The organism is Sandarakinorhabdus sp. DWP1-3-1, assembly GCF_049896705.1.
Classification (GTDB): Bacteria; Pseudomonadota; Alphaproteobacteria; order Sphingomonadales; family Sphingomonadaceae; genus Sandarakinorhabdus.
On sequence record NZ_JAFCUV010000002.1, the window covers coordinates 418742 to 433229 of the forward strand.

The 14488-nt window shown below is 67.3% G+C and carries 17 protein-coding genes; 13 read left to right on the forward strand and 4 right to left on the reverse strand.

The genetic code is table 11. From position 1 onward, the window contains the following. Positions 1-11: 11 nt before the first annotated feature. Genes bchM through hemA form a run of 9 tightly spaced genes read left to right on the forward strand, consistent with a single transcriptional unit; the run spans position 12 to position 7611 of the window. On the forward strand, positions 12-701 hold the full coding sequence (gene bchM, locus ACP7AI_RS11445; RefSeq protein WP_426167430.1) for a magnesium protoporphyrin IX methyltransferase: 690 nt from the start codon (positions 12-14) through the stop codon (positions 699-701). After that, positions 698-2155 carry a BCD family MFS transporter gene (locus ACP7AI_RS11450; RefSeq protein WP_426167432.1) on the forward strand — a complete coding sequence of 486 codons (1458 nt, stop codon included), beginning with the start codon at positions 698-700 and terminating at the stop codon, positions 2153-2155. The genes bchM and ACP7AI_RS11450 overlap by 4 nt, the downstream gene beginning before the upstream one ends. A gap of 13 nt (positions 2156-2168) precedes the next feature. Further along, entirely contained in the window at positions 2169-2933 is a 765-nt protein-coding gene (puhA, locus tag ACP7AI_RS11455) for a photosynthetic reaction center subunit H (protein ID WP_426167433.1), read from the forward strand. Further along, positions 2933-3556 (forward strand): photosynthetic complex putative assembly protein PuhB, encoded by a 624-nt coding sequence (puhB, locus tag ACP7AI_RS11460; RefSeq protein ID WP_426168325.1) that lies wholly within the window; start codon positions 2933-2935, stop codon positions 3554-3556. Before puhA ends, puhB begins: the two co-directional genes overlap by 1 nt. Next, positions 3553-4140, forward strand: a complete 588-nt coding sequence (gene puhC, locus ACP7AI_RS11465; RefSeq protein WP_426167435.1) for a photosynthetic complex assembly protein PuhC — start codon at positions 3553-3555, stop codon at positions 4138-4140. The genes puhB and puhC overlap by 4 nt, the downstream gene beginning before the upstream one ends. Next, the gene (locus ACP7AI_RS11470) at positions 4137-4436 is read left to right on the forward strand and encodes a hypothetical protein (protein ID WP_426167437.1); all 300 of its coding nucleotides are present in this window, start codon (positions 4137-4139) and stop codon (positions 4434-4436) included. Before puhC ends, ACP7AI_RS11470 begins: the two co-directional genes overlap by 4 nt. Beyond that, positions 4433-5494: a magnesium-protoporphyrin IX monomethyl ester (oxidative) cyclase gene (gene acsF, locus ACP7AI_RS11475; protein WP_426167439.1), complete on the forward strand. Its 1062-nt coding sequence runs from the start codon at positions 4433-4435 to the stop codon at positions 5492-5494. Before ACP7AI_RS11470 ends, acsF begins: the two co-directional genes overlap by 4 nt. 5 nt (positions 5495-5499) lie before the next feature. Further along, positions 5500-6372 (forward strand): putative photosynthetic complex assembly protein PuhE, encoded by an 873-nt coding sequence (gene puhE, locus ACP7AI_RS11480; RefSeq protein ID WP_426167441.1) that lies wholly within the window; start codon positions 5500-5502, stop codon positions 6370-6372. A gap of 18 nt (positions 6373-6390) precedes the next feature. Continuing rightward, complete coding sequence (gene hemA / locus ACP7AI_RS11485; protein ID WP_426167443.1) at positions 6391-7611, forward strand: 5-aminolevulinate synthase; 1221 nt, start codon at positions 6391-6393, stop codon at positions 7609-7611. On the opposite strand, the gene ACP7AI_RS11490 is transcribed toward hemA, so the two are convergent. Further along, positions 7608-8537, reverse strand: a complete 930-nt coding sequence (locus ACP7AI_RS11490) for a DUF5996 family protein (RefSeq protein ID WP_426168327.1) — start codon at positions 8535-8537, stop codon at positions 7608-7610. The two genes, hemA and ACP7AI_RS11490, sit on opposite strands and share 4 nt — an antisense overlap. 90 nt (positions 8538-8627) lie before the next feature. On the opposite strand from ACP7AI_RS11490, the gene ACP7AI_RS11495 reads away from it, so the two are divergent. From ACP7AI_RS11495 to ACP7AI_RS11510, 4 genes are all read left to right on the forward strand, one after another. Further along, on the forward strand, positions 8628-9086 hold the full coding sequence (locus ACP7AI_RS11495; RefSeq protein WP_426167445.1) for a hypothetical protein: 459 nt from the start codon (positions 8628-8630) through the stop codon (positions 9084-9086). Positions 9087-9142: 56 nt separating this feature from the next. Further along, positions 9143-10042 (forward strand): acetylglutamate kinase, encoded by a 900-nt coding sequence (gene argB, locus ACP7AI_RS11500; RefSeq protein ID WP_426168329.1) that lies wholly within the window; start codon positions 9143-9145, stop codon positions 10040-10042. A 70-nt stretch (positions 10043-10112) separates the two neighbouring features. After that, positions 10113-10733: an SRPBCC family protein gene (locus ACP7AI_RS11505; RefSeq protein ID WP_426167447.1), complete on the forward strand. Its 621-nt coding sequence runs from the start codon at positions 10113-10115 to the stop codon at positions 10731-10733. Further along, positions 10733-11938 carry an aromatic ring-hydroxylating oxygenase subunit alpha gene (locus ACP7AI_RS11510; RefSeq protein WP_426167449.1) on the forward strand — a complete coding sequence of 402 codons (1206 nt, stop codon included), beginning with the start codon at positions 10733-10735 and terminating at the stop codon, positions 11936-11938. Before ACP7AI_RS11505 ends, ACP7AI_RS11510 begins: the two co-directional genes overlap by 1 nt. A gap of 86 nt (positions 11939-12024) precedes the next feature. Here the strand turns inward: ACP7AI_RS11510 and ACP7AI_RS11515 are convergent, their stop codons facing one another. From ACP7AI_RS11515 to ACP7AI_RS11525, 3 genes are all read right to left on the reverse strand, one after another. Beyond that, positions 12025-12441, reverse strand: a complete 417-nt coding sequence (locus ACP7AI_RS11515) for a hypothetical protein (protein WP_426167451.1) — start codon at positions 12439-12441, stop codon at positions 12025-12027. 154 nt (positions 12442-12595) lie between these two features. Then, the gene (locus ACP7AI_RS11520; RefSeq protein ID WP_426167453.1) at positions 12596-13528 is read right to left on the reverse strand and encodes an electron transfer flavoprotein subunit alpha/FixB family protein; all 933 of its coding nucleotides are present in this window, start codon (positions 13526-13528) and stop codon (positions 12596-12598) included. Next, a complete protein-coding gene (locus tag ACP7AI_RS11525; protein WP_426167455.1) occupies positions 13525-14274 on the reverse strand; it encodes an electron transfer flavoprotein subunit beta/FixA family protein in 750 nt (249 codons plus the stop codon). Before ACP7AI_RS11525 ends, ACP7AI_RS11520 begins: the two co-directional genes overlap by 4 nt. Positions 14275-14488 lie beyond the last annotated feature (214 nt).

Consider the following 14488-nt stretch of genomic DNA (forward strand, 5'->3'; position numbering starts at 1 on the left):
CCGCCTCGACCATGAGCCCCGGCTGGGACGCCAAGCGCGTCCGGCTGGAGGAATATTTCGACCGCACGGCGTTCGATGCCTGGACGGCGCTGACTAGCGATGCGCCGGTGTCGAAGATCCGCGCCACCGTCCGCGCCGGCCGCGAGGACATGCGCAACATGCTGTTGTCATGGCTGCCGCAGGACCTGACCGGGCGGCGGATCCTCGACGCCGGTTGCGGGACGGGCGCGCTGGCCATCGAAGCGGCGCGGCGCGGGGCCGATGTCGTCGGCATCGACGTGTCGCCGCAGCTGATCTCGATCGCCGTCGAGCGGGCGCCCAGGGATGTTCATGGCAAGGTGCAGTTCCTGTCCGGCGACATGCTCGACCCACGGCTGGGCACTTTCGACCATATCGTCTCGATGGATGTGCTGATCCATTACGAGGCCGACCAGATCGCCACCGCCGCCGCCGGGCTGGCGGAACGCGCGCGCAAAAGCCTGATCTTCACCTTTGCGCCGGGGACGCCGCTGCTGCGCACGGCGCGGGCGGTGGGGCAGTTCTTTCCGAAATCCGACCGCTCGCCGTCGATCATTCCGGTCAGCCATGACAATCTACGTTCGCGCTTCAGCCGGGCGCTGCCCGCGGCGCGCATGGGCCGTGACCAGCGCGTCAGCCGCGGTTTCTACACCAGCCATGCCCAGGAGGTGCTGACGGCATGATCGGCCGCGCTGCCTTGCGCCTGCCCGAAAAGGGTGCCGGCCTGTGGATGCGGCTGGGCACCAAGTTCCTGCCGTTCGCCGATGCCGCCAGTGTCGACCTGCCGCTGTCGCGCCTGCTGCGGCTGTCGCTGTTCCAGGTGTCGGTGGGCATGGCGTTCGTGCTGATCAACTTCACCCTCAACCGCGTGATGATCGTCGAACTCGGCGTGCCGGCGGCGCTTGTGGCCGTCATGGTCGCGATCCCGCTGCTGTTCGCCCCGGCGCGGGCGCTGATCGGGCACAAATCCGACAATCATGTCTCGGTGCTCGGCTGGAAGCGGGTGCCCTATATCTGGTTCGGCACGATGATGCAGTTCGGCGGTCTGGCGCTGATGCCGTTCGCGCTGCTGCTGATGACCGGAAAGGGCGCCATCGGCGGCCCCGGCCTTGGCGTCGCCGGCGCCTGCCTCGCCTTCCTGTTCGTCGGCGCCGGCATGGCGACGGCGCAGACCGCCGGCCTGGCGCTGGCCACCGACCTGTCGACCGAGGAAAAGCGGCCGCGGGTCGTCGGGCTGCTCTATGTGATGTTCCTCGCCGGCATGTTCGTCAGCTCGCTGGTGCTCGGCCGCCTGCTCGCCGATTTCGAACCGACCCGGCTGGTCGCGGTCATCCAGGGCACCGCCGTGCTGACCGTCCTCATCAACGTGGTCGCGCTGTGGAAACAGGAAGCCCGGGTCTTCGGCGGCACGCGCCGTGACCCCGATGCCGATTTCTCGGCCGAATGGGCGGCGTTCGTCGCGCCGGCCCGGACGCGCCGGCTGCTCGTCGCGCTCGGTCTCGGCGCCGCCGGCTTTGCCATGCAGGATATCCTGCTCGAACCCTATGGTGGCCATGTCCTCGGGCTCAGCGTCGGGCAGACGACGGCACTGTCGGCGCTGTGGTCGGCGGGCATGATCGCCGGCTTCGCCTTCGCCGCCCGCGCGCTCGACAATCTCGATGGCCGGCTGCACGCCGATCCCTATCGCGTCGCCGGCTATGGCGTGCTGGTCGGGGTCATGGCCTTTGCCACCGTCGTCCTGTCGGCGCCGCTGCATTCGGCCGCCGTGCTGGGGGTCGGCACCTTCGGCATCGGGCTCGGCGGCGGGTTGTTCGCCGTCGGCACGCTGATCTCGTGCATGAATCTTGCCATCGCCGGCAAATCGGGCCTGGCGCTCGGCGCCTGGGGGTCGGTGCAGGCGAGTGCCGCCGGCGTCGCCATCCTGCTGTCGGGCTCGCTGCGCGACGGTTTCGATGCGCTTGCCATGTCGGGCCGGCTGGGCGAAGGCTTTGTCGATGCCGCCAGCGGCTACAGTTTCGTCTGGCACATCGAGATCGCGTTGCTGTTCGCCACCCTTATCGCCCTTGGCCCGCTGGCGCGGCGGACCCCGGACGTTTCCCACCGCGCCCGTTTCGGCCTGACCGAATTCCCAACCTGAGGGGAGACAAGCAATGTCCAATGTCATCATCGTGGGAGGGCTCGACGTTGCGGAGCTGGTCTTCTACCTGTTCTTCGGCTTCTTCCTCTGCCTGGTCTGGTACCTGAACCGCGAAAGCCGCCGCGAGGGCTATCCGCTCGAGCATGACCTGACCGGCCAGGTCGGGGACGATGTCGGCCGGCTCGATTTCAGCAAGCCGAAGTTCTTCAAGCTGCCGTTCGACCGCGGCATCTATTCGCCCGAGGCGGTGCCGCGCGACGCGATGCCGACCAATGTGCTGCCGCGCCGCACGTCGGGCGAACCGCTCGATGTCGTCGGTGACCTGCTCAGCTCGGGCCTTGGTCCCGCCGCCTACGCGCTGCGCGCCGATCGGCCCGATGTGGACATGCACAACGAACCGCGGATCGTGCCGATGCGCATCGCCGAACATATCATCACCGAGGCGCGCGACACCGATCCGCGCGGCCTGCCGGTGACCGGGCTCGACGATGTCATCGCCGGCACCGTGCGCGACATCTGGGTCGACCGGTCGGAACATGTCGTCCGCTATCTCGAGGTCGCGTTGACCGAGGGCGGCACCGCCATCGTGCCGATGCAGGTGGTCCGCCTGTCGTCGCGCCGTGTCCATGTCGATGCCGTCACCGGGGCGCAGTTCGCGGGCGTGCCGCGACTGGCGTCGAACGACCAGATCACCCTGCTCGAGGAAGACAAGATCCAGGCCTATTTCGGCGCCGGCTATCTCTGGGCGACGCCGGCGCGATCGGAGCCGCTGCTGTGATGATGGAACATGAGATCGAGCCGGTAAAAGGCCTGCCGGGCGACCTGCCGAAGGACGAGGCGATCGTCTGGCAGGGTTCGCCGGCCTGGCAGGGGCTGGCGCGGAGCGTGTTCCACACGCGCCTCGTCGCTGTCTGGTTCGCTTTCGTGGCCATGCTGGCGTTCGTTGCCGGCGGTACCGGGCTGCTCGGTGCCGCGATCACCGTCGGCGTCGCGGCGCTTGGCCTCGGGCTGCTCGTCGGCCTCGCCTGGCTGCAGGCGCGCAGCACCGTCTACACGCTCACCAACAAGCGCATCGTCATGCGCTTCGGCATGGCGCTGCCGAAATGCGTGAACCTGCCGCTGGCGCTGGTCGAAAGCGCCGACCTTAAGCCGGCCGGCCTCGGCCACGCCGATATCGCCTTGAAGATGCACGGCCGTTTCCCGCTCGGCTGGCTGCAGATGTGGCCGCATGTGCGGCCCTGGAAGGTCGGTACGCCGCAGCCGATGCTGCGCGCCGTGCCCGATGCGCTGGTGCCGCTGCTCGCCGAAACGCTGGCCAAGGCCGATCCGGCAAGGCATCGCCCCGTTGCCGCCGCAGTGCCGACACCGAGCGACGCGCAGCCGATCGGGGTGGCGGCATGAGCCATTTCCAGGACGAGAAATTTCCGGCGGGCGTGCTGTGGGCGGCCGGCGGTATCGTCGGCATCACCCTCGTCATCGTCTTCGGCGTGCGCCTGGGCGTGCTGCCGGCGCGGGAAACCGCACCGCAGATCCGCGCCGAACAGCAGGTGGCCGTCGTCAAGACGCGCGATTTCGTCTTCGCCGATCGCAAGGACGGCGCGCTGATCGCGAGCGATGCGCAGACCAAACAGGTCGCGCTGGTGCTCGAGCCCGGCTCCAACAGCGGCTTCATCCGCGGCGTGATGCGCGGCCTGATGCGCGAACGCATGCTCCACGAGGTGCCGCGCGATGGTGCCGTCACCGTGACGCAATGGTCCGATGGTGCGCTGACGCTGAAGGACGGCTCGACCGGCCGCATCATCGAGCTCGGCAGCTTCGGCACCACCAATCGCGCCGCCTTTGCCCAGCTGCTGGTGCCGGGCACGCGGATCGTCGAAAGCACCGTGAAGCTCGCCGAGCGCGGGCCTGCCCGGCCGACCGACAACACCAGCGTCGGGCGCGCGGCCAGGCCCGGCGAAGTGGCGGCGGACGGCGGGCCGGCATGACCCGGCTGTTCACCCGGGAAAGCTGGGAAACCGGCTGCACGATCGCGGTGGAACACACCGCCGAGGCGTTGCATGCCCATGTCGAGCTCGACGGCGATGTCGCCATCGGCCCCGGCGACCAGGTCCGGGTGCATGGTGCGCCGGTGCGCATCCCGTTCGGCGAATCGATCACGCTGCGACGTCGTGCTACGGTTTCGCGCGCCGGTCTTGTGGCGCAATGGTGGACGCGGCTGCGGGCGCAGTTCGACCTGACGGAACTGTACGAAATCACATTCAGCTCGGAGAAGGTGCGATGAACGCGCATACGCCGATCACCAAAGACGACGCGATGGCGATCGCGACCGAGGATACGGTCCTCAGCCCGCGGTTCTACACCACCGATTACGACGCGATGGAGCGTATCGACGTGACCCCGGTGCGCGCCGAATGGGACGCGCTGATCGCCGAGATGACCGCCGACCCCAACAAGCGGCACTTCAAGCGCACCCCGGAATTCGACGGCGCCATCGATCGCCTCGATCCCGAACTGCGCCGCGAATTCACCGATTTCCTGGTTTCGTCGATGACGTCCGAATTTTCGGGCTGCATCCTTTATGCCGAAATCGCCAAGCGCATGAAGAATCCCGATGCCAAGGCGCTGTTCAAGCTGATGGCCCGCGATGAATCGCGCCACGCCGGCTTCATCAACGACAGCCTGAAGGACGCCGGGATCGGCATTGACCTCGGCTTTCTCACCAAGACCAAGAAATACACCTATTTCCGCCCGAAATTCATCTATTACGCGACCTATCTGTCGGAAAAGATCGGCTATGCGCGCTACATCACCATCTTCCGCCACCTCGAGCGCCATCCGGAAATGCGTTTCCACCCGATCTTCAAATGGTTCGAGGAATGGTGCAACGACGAGTTCCGCCACGGCGAGGCCTTTGCCCTGCTGATGCGCGCCGATCCCAAGCTGCTCAGCGGCTACAACAAGCTGTGGATCCGCTTCTTCCTCGTCGCCGTCTACACCACCATGTACGTCCGCGATCACAACCGTCCGGCGCTGTACGAGGCGTTCGGCATCGATCCGACCGAATATGGGTTCAAGGTGTTCAACATCACCACCCAGATCACCGCCCAGGTCTTCCCGCTGGCGCTCGACACCGATGCGCCGCGGTTCCGCGCGCTGCTTGAAAAGATGCGCGGGATCTCGGTCGGCATCGAGGCGGCACGCGCGCAGGGCGGCATCGGCGGCACGCTGAAGCGCTATGGGCTGACACTGGCCGCCGGCGTCACCTTCCTGCGGCTCTATACCCAGCCGACGCAGGCGACCGCGCTGCCCGCCACCATCCGGCTCCAGCCCGCCTGGTAATCAGCTTGTCCGCGCTCGCCTTGCCCCTGCTGTTCGCGACCGTGCTGTGGTTCGTCGCCACCGGGTTCGTGCTGTGGCTCGACCGCCTGCCGGCGACGACCTGGCCGGCAAGCCTCGTCGGCGCCACCGTCGCCAGCGGCTTTGCCATGGCGGGGATCATCGCCACGGCGCCGATGACCGGCAGCGCCGCGGCATACGCGGCCTTTGCCTGTGCGCTGGTGCTGTGGGGCTGGCATGAATTGAGCTTCCTGATGGGCTTTGTCACCGGCCCCAACCGGCTGCCGTGCCCGCCCGATGCGCGCGGCTGGCGGCGATTCCGGCTCGCCGCGGCGACGCTGATCCATCACGAGGTCGCGATGTTCCTGACCGTGCTGGTTATCGCCGCCGCGACCTGGGGCCAGCCCAACCAGACCGCGACGCTGACCTTCGTGCTGCTGTTCGTCATGCGCCTGTCGGCCAAGTTCAACATCTTTGCCGGCGTGCCGCACCTGTCGACCGAGATGATGCCCGATCACATGCGCTATCTCGCCAGCTATTTCCGCATCCGGCCGGCCAGCGGTTTCTTCGTGCTCAGCCTGACGCTGATCTCGATACTGGCCGCCTGGCTCGGCACCGCCGCCCTGGCGGCGGAAGATGGCCTCGCCACCGGCTATGCGCTGGCCTTTGCACTGGTCGTGCTGGCCTTCATCGAGCATGGTTTCCTTGTCGTGCCGTGGCAGGACACGGCGCTGTTCCGCTGGGCGATGGCGTCGCAGGGGGATGTACCTGTTGCGAATCATCGCCAAATGGTTGATCCGCGGGAGGCCGAACCAACCGGTCATACCGGCATGAGCGGGCGCGTGAATGGGCTTGCCGCCCTTGAAACTGCAGGGCAATAAGGGTTCGGGGAGATATAAATGGATTATGAAGCCCACTTCCAGGCTGCTCTAGACGGCCTGAAGGAACGCGGAAACTACCGCGTCTTCGCCGAACTCCAGCGCCAGCGGGGGTCGTACCCGCGCGCTACCCGGCATCTCGAGAACGGCACCCAGGAGGTGACCGTCTGGTGCTCCAACGATTATCTCGGCATGGGCCAGCACCCCGATGTCATCGATGCCATGCACGAGGAACTCGATCGTTCCGGTGCGGGCGCGGGCGGCACCCGCAATATCTCGGGCACCATGCACGCCCATCGCCAGCTCGAGATCGAGCTTGCCGACCTGCACGGTAAGGAAGACGCGCTGCTGTTCACCTCGGGCTATGTCTCGAACTGGGCGGCGCTCGGCACGCTGGCATCGAAGCTGCCCAATTGCGTCGTGCTGTCCGACGCGCTGAACCATGCCTCGATGATCGAGGGCATCCGCCACAGCCGCGCCGAATGCCTGAAGTTCAAGCACAACGACGTCGCCGACCTCGACCGGCTGCTCGCCTCGGTCGAACCGGGCCGGCCCAAGCTCGTCGCCTTCGAAAGCGTCTATTCGATGGACGGCGACATCGCCCCCATCAAGGAGATCATCGAGGTCTGCGAAAAGCATGGCGCGATGACCTATATCGACGAAGTCCATGCCGTCGGCATGTACGGCCCGCGGGGCGGCGGCGTCGCCGAGCGCGAAGGCCTGATGGACCGTCTGACGGTCATCGAGGGCACGCTGGGCAAGGCGTTCGGCGTCGTCGGCGGCTATATCGCCGGATCCAAGGCGATGTGCGATTTCGTCCGCAGCTTTGCTTCGGGCTTCATCTTCACCACCGCGCTGCCGCCGGCGATCGCCGCCGGGGCGCTCGCCAGCGTCCGCCACCTGAAGGCCAGCCCGTTCGAGCGCAAGCGCCAGCAGGAGCGGGTTGCCAAGGTCCGCGCCGCGCTGCGCGCCATGGGCATTCCGCAGATCGAGAACCCCAGCCACATCATCCCGGTCATGGTCGGCGACGCCAAGAAAGCCAAGATGATCAGCGACTGGCTGATGGAAAACCACGGCATCTATGTCCAGCCGATCAACTATCCGACCGTGCCGGTCGGCACCGAGCGGCTGCGCATCACGCCGGGTCCGGTCCACAGCGACGACGACATCGATCGCCTCGTTCGCGCCCTGAGCGACATTTGGGGCCAGTGCGCGCTGCACCGGGTGGAAGCCGCCGCCTAGGTCGACGTGTCGCCCGGGATCGCGCGCGGTACGCCGGGCACGCCCGGGGCGTATTCGAGCGCGGTGCGGTCCCAGCTGCCGAGATCGGCCGCGGCCGCATAGGTCGCGTCGAGGAAGGCAAGCAGCAGCGCCTGCGGGTCCGGCGCCATGCGCACCGCTTCATAGGGCAGGATATATTCCCCCATGGCCGCGTCGAAGCGCGCGCCGGCCGGCATCGGCCGGTCGCCGAAACCCGCCGGTGCCGGATAGGCATAGGAATAGAAGGCGGCTTCCGGAAATGCCGCGCTGCCCGCCCAGAAGCCGGCGCTGCTGACTTCGTGGGAATAGGCCTCCGGCGTCACCCGGTCGGGCAGGCCGGGCACGCCGCCGGGATGCAGCGGCGCCGGCCGGCCCGAAAAGCGCGTCACGGCAAGATCGAAACTGCCCCAGAACAGGTGCACCGGGCTGGCCTTGCCGAGAAAGCCGCTGCGGAACAGTTTGAACACGCTGTCGATGCGCAGCAGCGCACGCCAGAAGCGCTCGACCGCCACGGCGTCGTAGGATGCGTGGATATGGTCGTCAGGGAACGCGATCGGGTCGGCGACCTCGTTGGGCATCGTGTCGATGGCAACGGTGACGCCCAGCGTTGCCAGCTGCGCCATCAGATCGGTGTAGAAATCGGCCACCGACCGCGGCCGCAGCGCCACCTTGGCGATCTGGCCACGGCTTGTCCGGCAGACCAGGTCGTGCGCCAGGAAATCGAACTCCATGTCGATCACGTCGTCGCCGGCGGGGATCGGCCCGGTGCCGATGCCGCGCGCCGTCACGTACAGCGCGACCTGCCAGCCGTGGTTCAACCAGGGCGTCAGCGCCAGCCGCACCTTGCCGACGACCTGCGTCCACAATTGCAGGGTCGCGGCGCTGTCCTGCCAGTCGGCATAGGGCAGCGCGGGCCAGGCGGATGCGGTATCCGTGCCATGCTGAACGCCCGGCGCCGCCTCTGGTGCCCGGCGCTGTCACCATGATATGGCGCCGCCATGCACCTCACCTTCACCAAGGGCAGCGGCAAGTACGACCGCCTCGACATCGTCACCGCCGCCGGGGCGCAGCCGGCGATCGCCTGCCCGAAACAGGGCATCGTGCCCCACGACATGGTGCATTTCGCGGTGGAGGCTGAGGTCGAGAGCCTGGGCTTTCTCGGTGGCATCGCGGCCGGCGGCGACAGCAGCTTCCAGGCCGGCGCCGACGATCCCCACGCCCGCGCCGTCGAGCGCCTCGTCGAGACGGTGCAGGCCGAGGCCTGGAGCGGCCCGGTCCCCGATGCCGAATTCATCGCGCTCTATCGCACCACCTGTGACGCGCGCGGCGATGCAGCGCTCGACCTGACAGCGGCGACACTGGCAGCGATCCGCTCCCGGCTCGGCGAGCTGACCGTTCGCTGGGGCGCCGTCCCGGTCGGCGGCAACCTGGTGCTCCACCTTCCCCCGGCTGCGTGATCCGCCGCCCGAATATCCTGTCGTCATCGCCGCTGCTGACCCCTATAGACGCGACCATGTCGCACGCCCCCGATCCCGAAATGCTCGCCAAGACGGAGACGCTGATCGAGGCGTTGCCTTATCTGCAGCGCTATGCCGGCAAGATCTTCGTCGTCAAATATGGCGGCCATGCCATGGGTGACGCGGCGCTGGCGCAGGATTTCGCCGAGGATATCGTGCTGTTGAAGGCGATCGGCATCCTGCCCGTCGTCGTTCATGGCGGCGGCCCGCAGATCGGCGCGATGCTGAAGCGGCTGGGCATCGAAAGCCGCTTCGTCGATGGCCTGCGCGTCACTGATGCAGAAACGGCGCAGGTGGCGGAAATGGTGCTCGCCGGATCGATCAACAAGGAACTCGTCGCCTGGATCGAACGCGCCGGCGGCCGCGCCGCGGGCATTTCGGGCAAGGATGCGGGCCTGGTGCGCGCCGTGAAGGTGGAGCGCACCACCCGCGACCCGGGCAGCGCCATCGAACAGGTCGTCGACCTGGGTTTCGTCGGTGAACCCGAAAGCGTCGACCGCGCCATCATCGACACGCTGCTCGCCGCCGGCATCGTGCCGGTGATCGCGCCGGTTGCCGTCGGCGCGGATGGCCACACCTACAATATCAACGCCGATACCATGGCCGGGGCGATCGCCGCGGCGCTGGGGGCGTCGCGGTTTTTCCTGCTCACCGATGTCGCCGGCGTGCTGGGCAAGGACGGCAGCCTGCAGAGCGACCTGACCCCCGCCGGCGTCGCCGCGCTGGTCGCCGACGGCACGATCACCGGCGGCATGATCCCCAAGCTCGAAACCTGCGTTGCCGCGGTCAACGCCGGCGTCGATGCGGCGGTCATCCTCGACGGGCGCATCGGCCATGCCATGCTGCTGGAAATCTTCACCCGGCGCGGCATCGGCACGCTGGTGCGGGCCGCATAGGGGCTCGCCAAAACGTCCGGTCGCGCGGCGGGCTATGAGGCATATACTGCGGTTCCACAGGAGGAATCGCATGGCCGATCGCGACGCGCTGCAACCGCCGGCCCGTTGTCCGGGCCCGGGCGTCGCCGAGCTGTTCGACGCCGATTCGCGCCCCGTCGAGGCGTTCGCCGCGGGATCGCGGATGAAGGGCATGGCGCCGATGCAGCTTGCCCCTGGCCAGACGGCGCGATCGGGACTGGCCGACAAGAACCGCGCCGAGAACCTGACGGAACTCGGCTATGACGCGTCCGACGCCACCGACAGCGAAGTGCTGGACGCCTGGACATATAATGTCTTTCCCAACATCGCCCCCTGGGGCGGCTTCGGCCCCGCCATCATGTATCGCTGGCGACCGTGGGCGGACCAGGACGCAACGCTGATGGAGGTGCGGATGCTGTTCCGCAAACCCGCCGGCGGGCCGCGGCCGCGCGCCGCCGAGATGCGGTTCCTCGGGGAGGACGAACCGTGGGCGACGGTCACCGAATGGGGTGCGCTCGGCAGCGTCTTCGACCAGGACATGGCGAACCTGCCCTATGTGCAGGAGGGGCTGAAATCCTCCGCCAACGACCGGGTCGAGCTCGGCAACTACCAGGAAAGCCGCATCCGGCACTTCCACGCGACGCTCGACAAATATCTGGCGGGAGAACTTTGATGGCCGATGCCGATCCGGGCTTGAACTGGGCGGCGCGCCGCCGCCAGCAGGCCCGCGCGATCCAGCGGCGGTCGGCCGCCCATGCCGCAGCCGGCACCACCGACATGGCCCCCGGGCCGTTCGTCAATCGTGCCGGCACCTACACCGATCCCGTACGCTTCGCGGCCGAGCAGCGGCACCTGTTCGGCGGCGATGTGCCCCTGGTCGCCGGCCTGTCGAACGACATGCCGAACCCCGGCGATCGCCTGCTGTTCGAGGAAACCGGCGTTCCCATCGTGATCCTGCGCGGCAAGGACGGCGTCGCGCGCGCCTTTCTCAACATGTGCACCCACCGGGGCGCCAAGCTGGCGACCGATTGCACCTCCTCGGCGCGGTTGACCTGCCCGTTCCATGCCTGGACGTTCGACCTTGCCGGCGCGCTGGTCGGCCTCCCGGGGGCGCGGGGCTTCGCAGGCCATGCCAAGGCGGATCTCGGCCTGGTGCCGGTGGCGTGTACCGAATGGCACGGGATCATCTTCGTCCAGCCGCGCGCCGGGGCGACACCGGTGATGATCGAGGATCATCTCGGCAGCTTTTTGCCCGAACTGGCACAGCTCGAGCTCGGCAAGGCGGAGCCGGTGAAAGCCGGCGAGATGCGCGCCGCGTCCAACTGGAAATTCGCGCTCGATACCTATGGCGAGGGCTATCACTTCGCCACGCTGCACGCCTCGACGATCGGGCAGACGCATTTCAACGACATGTGCGTCTATGACAAATTCGGGCCGCACCACCGCGTTGGCTTCCCCGACAAGACGGCGCTGGCGCTGGCGTCACTGCCGGAAAGCGAGTGGCCCGAGGTCGATTACGGCGGGGTGCATTACCTGTTCCCCAACACGATATTGTTCATCGGATCGATCGAACCGGGCAAAGGCTTTACCCAGATCTTCCGGCTGTTCCCCGGCAAAACGCCGGGCGAAATGGTGACGAAATTTGCGGTCTACGCGCCGACCGGGGTGCAGTCGGACCAGCACCGCGCCGAATGCGAATTCGCCTTCGATGCCACGGCGCGGGTGGTTTCCACCGAGGATTATGTCATTGCCGCCAACGGCTGGACCAACATGGCCGCTGCCGATCCGATGACGCCGATCATCTTTGGTGCCAACGAGATCGCACTGGCGAATGTGCATCGGGCCATTGCCGACCGGATCGGCATGGCTCTCGATTGAACAACGCAACAACGCCGCCGGGCGATAGGCCCGGCGGCGATGCGTCGACGTGTCTGGCCGTAAGGGCCTAACGCGCCCCGTTCAGCTTACTGGGGCGGCGTCGTCGGGGCCATGGTACCCTGCGGCGGCGTCGGGCTCATCGGCTGCGACGACGGCGATGCCGGGTCGGTGGCCGGCGCGGTGGTCGACATGCCGCTGTTGTTCGGCGTACCCGTCGCGTCGGGGCTGGACATGCTGCCCGTCGTACCGGTGGACGTGCTGCCCGTCATACCGGTGCTGTCGCTCATCCCCGAGCTGCCGGCGCTGCCGGTCGACATGGCGGCGCCCGACATCGACGACCCGGTATTCAACGCCGCCAGCTGCTGCTGGTTGAGCGCCTTTGTTGCTTCCCGCTGCGACGAGGATGCCGTGCTCTTGGCACGCTTTGCGGGCCTCGCATCGGCAGCGGCGGTGGTGGTAAAGGCCGCGAGCGTCGCCGCGGCGATAATCATTGCACGAGTCATGGTTGTCTCCTTCGTCATCCAGGCCCCACGGCAACCAAACGCTCGTTGCGCCGGCAAGTTGCGCGGCGCCAGGTCGCAGCGCGAGACGCACGCATGCGAAAGGCCCATCGCGTCGGGATGACGCGATGGGCCTCAGGCAAGCATTTAGCGGATGTCAGAGCTTGCTGGTCAGTTCCGGCAGGATGGTGAAAAGGTCGCCGACCAAGCCGACATCGGCGACCTGGAAGATCGGCGCTTCCTCGTCCTTGTTGATGGCGACGATGATCTTGCTGTCCTTCATGCCCGCCAGGTGCTGGATGGCGCCGGAGATGCCGACCGCCAGGTACAGCTCGGGCGCGACGATCTTGCCGGTCTGGCCGACCTGATAGTCGTTGGGGGCGTAACCCGCATCGACGGCGGCGCGGCTGGCGCCGACGGCGGCACCCAGCTTGTCGGCGAGCGGATCGATGAACTCGTGGAACTTCTCCGACGAGCCCAGCGCGCGGCCGCCCGACACGATGATCTTGGCGGCGGTCAGATCCGGCCGGGCCGACTTGGTCAGTTCGGCGCCCTCGAAGGTCGACAGGCCCGCATCGCCGGCGCTGCCGACGGTCTCGATCGTCGCCGAACCGCCGGTGGCCGCCGCCTTGGCAAAGGCGGTGCCGCGGACGGTGATGACCTTCTTGGCATCCGACGACTGCACCGTCGCGATGGCGTTGCCGGCATAGATCGGCCGGGTGAAGGTGTCGGCGCTTTCGACCGACAGGATTTCCGAAATCTGCGCGACATCGAGCGCGGCGGCGACACGCGGCGCGATATTCTTGCCGCGGGTGGTGGCCGGCGCAACGAAAGCGTCATAGTTCGCCATCAGCCCGGTGATCAGCGGCGCCAGGTTTTCGGCGAGGGCGTTTTCATAGGTGGCGTCGTCGGCGAGCAGCACCTTCGACACGCCGGCGATCTTCGCGGCGGCATCGGCGACGCCCTGCGCGCCCTTGCCGGCGACGAGGATATGAACATCACCGCCCAATGCGGCGGCGGCGGTGACGGTCGCGAGCGTCGCGTCCTTCAGGTCGACATTGTCGTGTTCGGCGAGAACGAGGCTGCTCATTGCACGGCTCCGATGGTCTTCAGTTTCTCGACGAGCTCGTCGACGGTCTTGACCTTGATGCCGGCCTGGCGCTTGCCGGGCTCGACGACCTTGAGGACGGTCAGCCGCGGCGTCGGGTCGACGCCATAGTCGGCGGGCGTCTTCTGCGCGATCGGCTTCGACTTGGCCTTCATGATGTTGGGCAGCGACGCGTAGCGCGGTTCGTTGAGGCGCAGGTCGGTGGTGACGATCGCCGGCAGCTTCAGGCCGACGGTTTCGGCGCCGCCATCGACTTCGCGGGCGACATGGACGGTCTCGCCCTCGACGGTGACCTTTGACGCGAACGTGCCCTGCGGCCAGCCGAGCAGGCCGGCCAGCATCTGGCCGGTCTGGTTGGCATCGTCGTCGATCGCCTGCTTGCCGAGGATGATCAGGCCGGGTGCCTCTTCCCTGGCGATGGCGGCGAGGATCTTGGCGACGGCCAATGATTCGGTGGTGACGTCGGTGGTGACGAGGATACCGCGGTCGGCGCCCATTGCCAGCGCGGTGCGCAGCGTCTCGGTCGACTGGGTGACGCCGATCGACACCACGATGATCTCGGTCGCGACGCCTTTTTCCTTCAGGCGGATGGCTTCCTCGACGGCGATTTCGTCGAAGGGGTTCATGCTCATCTTGACGTTGGCGAGCTCAACGCCGGTCTGGTCGGACTTGACCCTGACCTTGACGTTGTAATCGACGACCCGCTTGACGGGCACGAGGACCTTCATGTGCGTCACTTCCCAAGGCTGTTTGTACCCGAACGCCTTGCAACGTGGGGCGGCGCCAGTCAACCGCATGGGTGCCGCAGCTCTTGAATGAACAGGCCGGTCGCCTATTTCGACAGGGCGGGCCGGGCCCCTCTGGCGATCAATGATGATCGTGATGTCGGACCGCATCGGGTGACTGGTGCAGCGGCTCGGCAATGTTGCGCGTTCCGCACAT

What these genes read in the sequence shown, in the direction of transcription:
- bchM (WP_426167430.1), top strand. Translation starts at nt 12, where the DNA reads ATGAGCCCCGGCTGGGACGCCAAGCGCGTCCGGCTGGAGGAATATTTC.
- ACP7AI_RS11450 (WP_426167432.1), top strand. Translation starts at nt 698, where the DNA reads ATGATCGGCCGCGCTGCCTTGCGCCTGCCCGAAAAGGGTGCCGGCCTG.
- puhA (WP_426167433.1), top strand. Translation starts at nt 2,169, where the DNA reads ATGTCCAATGTCATCATCGTGGGAGGGCTCGACGTTGCGGAGCTGGTC.
- puhB (WP_426168325.1), top strand. Translation starts at nt 2,933, where the DNA reads ATGATGGAACATGAGATCGAGCCGGTAAAAGGCCTGCCGGGCGACCTG.
- puhC (WP_426167435.1), top strand. Translation starts at nt 3,553, where the DNA reads ATGAGCCATTTCCAGGACGAGAAATTTCCGGCGGGCGTGCTGTGGGCG.
- ACP7AI_RS11470 (WP_426167437.1), top strand. Translation starts at nt 4,137, where the DNA reads ATGACCCGGCTGTTCACCCGGGAAAGCTGGGAAACCGGCTGCACGATC.
- acsF (WP_426167439.1), top strand. Translation starts at nt 4,433, where the DNA reads ATGAACGCGCATACGCCGATCACCAAAGACGACGCGATGGCGATCGCG.
- hemA (WP_426167443.1), top strand. Translation starts at nt 6,391, where the DNA reads ATGGATTATGAAGCCCACTTCCAGGCTGCTCTAGACGGCCTGAAGGAA.
- ACP7AI_RS11495 (WP_426167445.1), top strand. Translation starts at nt 8,628, where the DNA reads ATGCACCTCACCTTCACCAAGGGCAGCGGCAAGTACGACCGCCTCGAC.
- argB (WP_426168329.1), top strand. Translation starts at nt 9,143, where the DNA reads ATGTCGCACGCCCCCGATCCCGAAATGCTCGCCAAGACGGAGACGCTG.
- ACP7AI_RS11505 (WP_426167447.1), top strand. Translation starts at nt 10,113, where the DNA reads ATGGCCGATCGCGACGCGCTGCAACCGCCGGCCCGTTGTCCGGGCCCG.
- ACP7AI_RS11510 (WP_426167449.1), top strand. Translation starts at nt 10,733, where the DNA reads ATGGCCGATGCCGATCCGGGCTTGAACTGGGCGGCGCGCCGCCGCCAG.
- ACP7AI_RS11515 (WP_426167451.1), bottom strand. Translation starts at nt 12,441, where the DNA reads ATGACTCGTGCAATGATTATCGCCGCGGCGACGCTCGCGGCCTTTACC.
- ACP7AI_RS11520 (WP_426167453.1), bottom strand. Translation starts at nt 13,528, where the DNA reads ATGAGCAGCCTCGTTCTCGCCGAACACGACAATGTCGACCTGAAGGAC.
- ACP7AI_RS11525 (WP_426167455.1), bottom strand. Translation starts at nt 14,274, where the DNA reads ATGAAGGTCCTCGTGCCCGTCAAGCGGGTCGTCGATTACAACGTCAAG.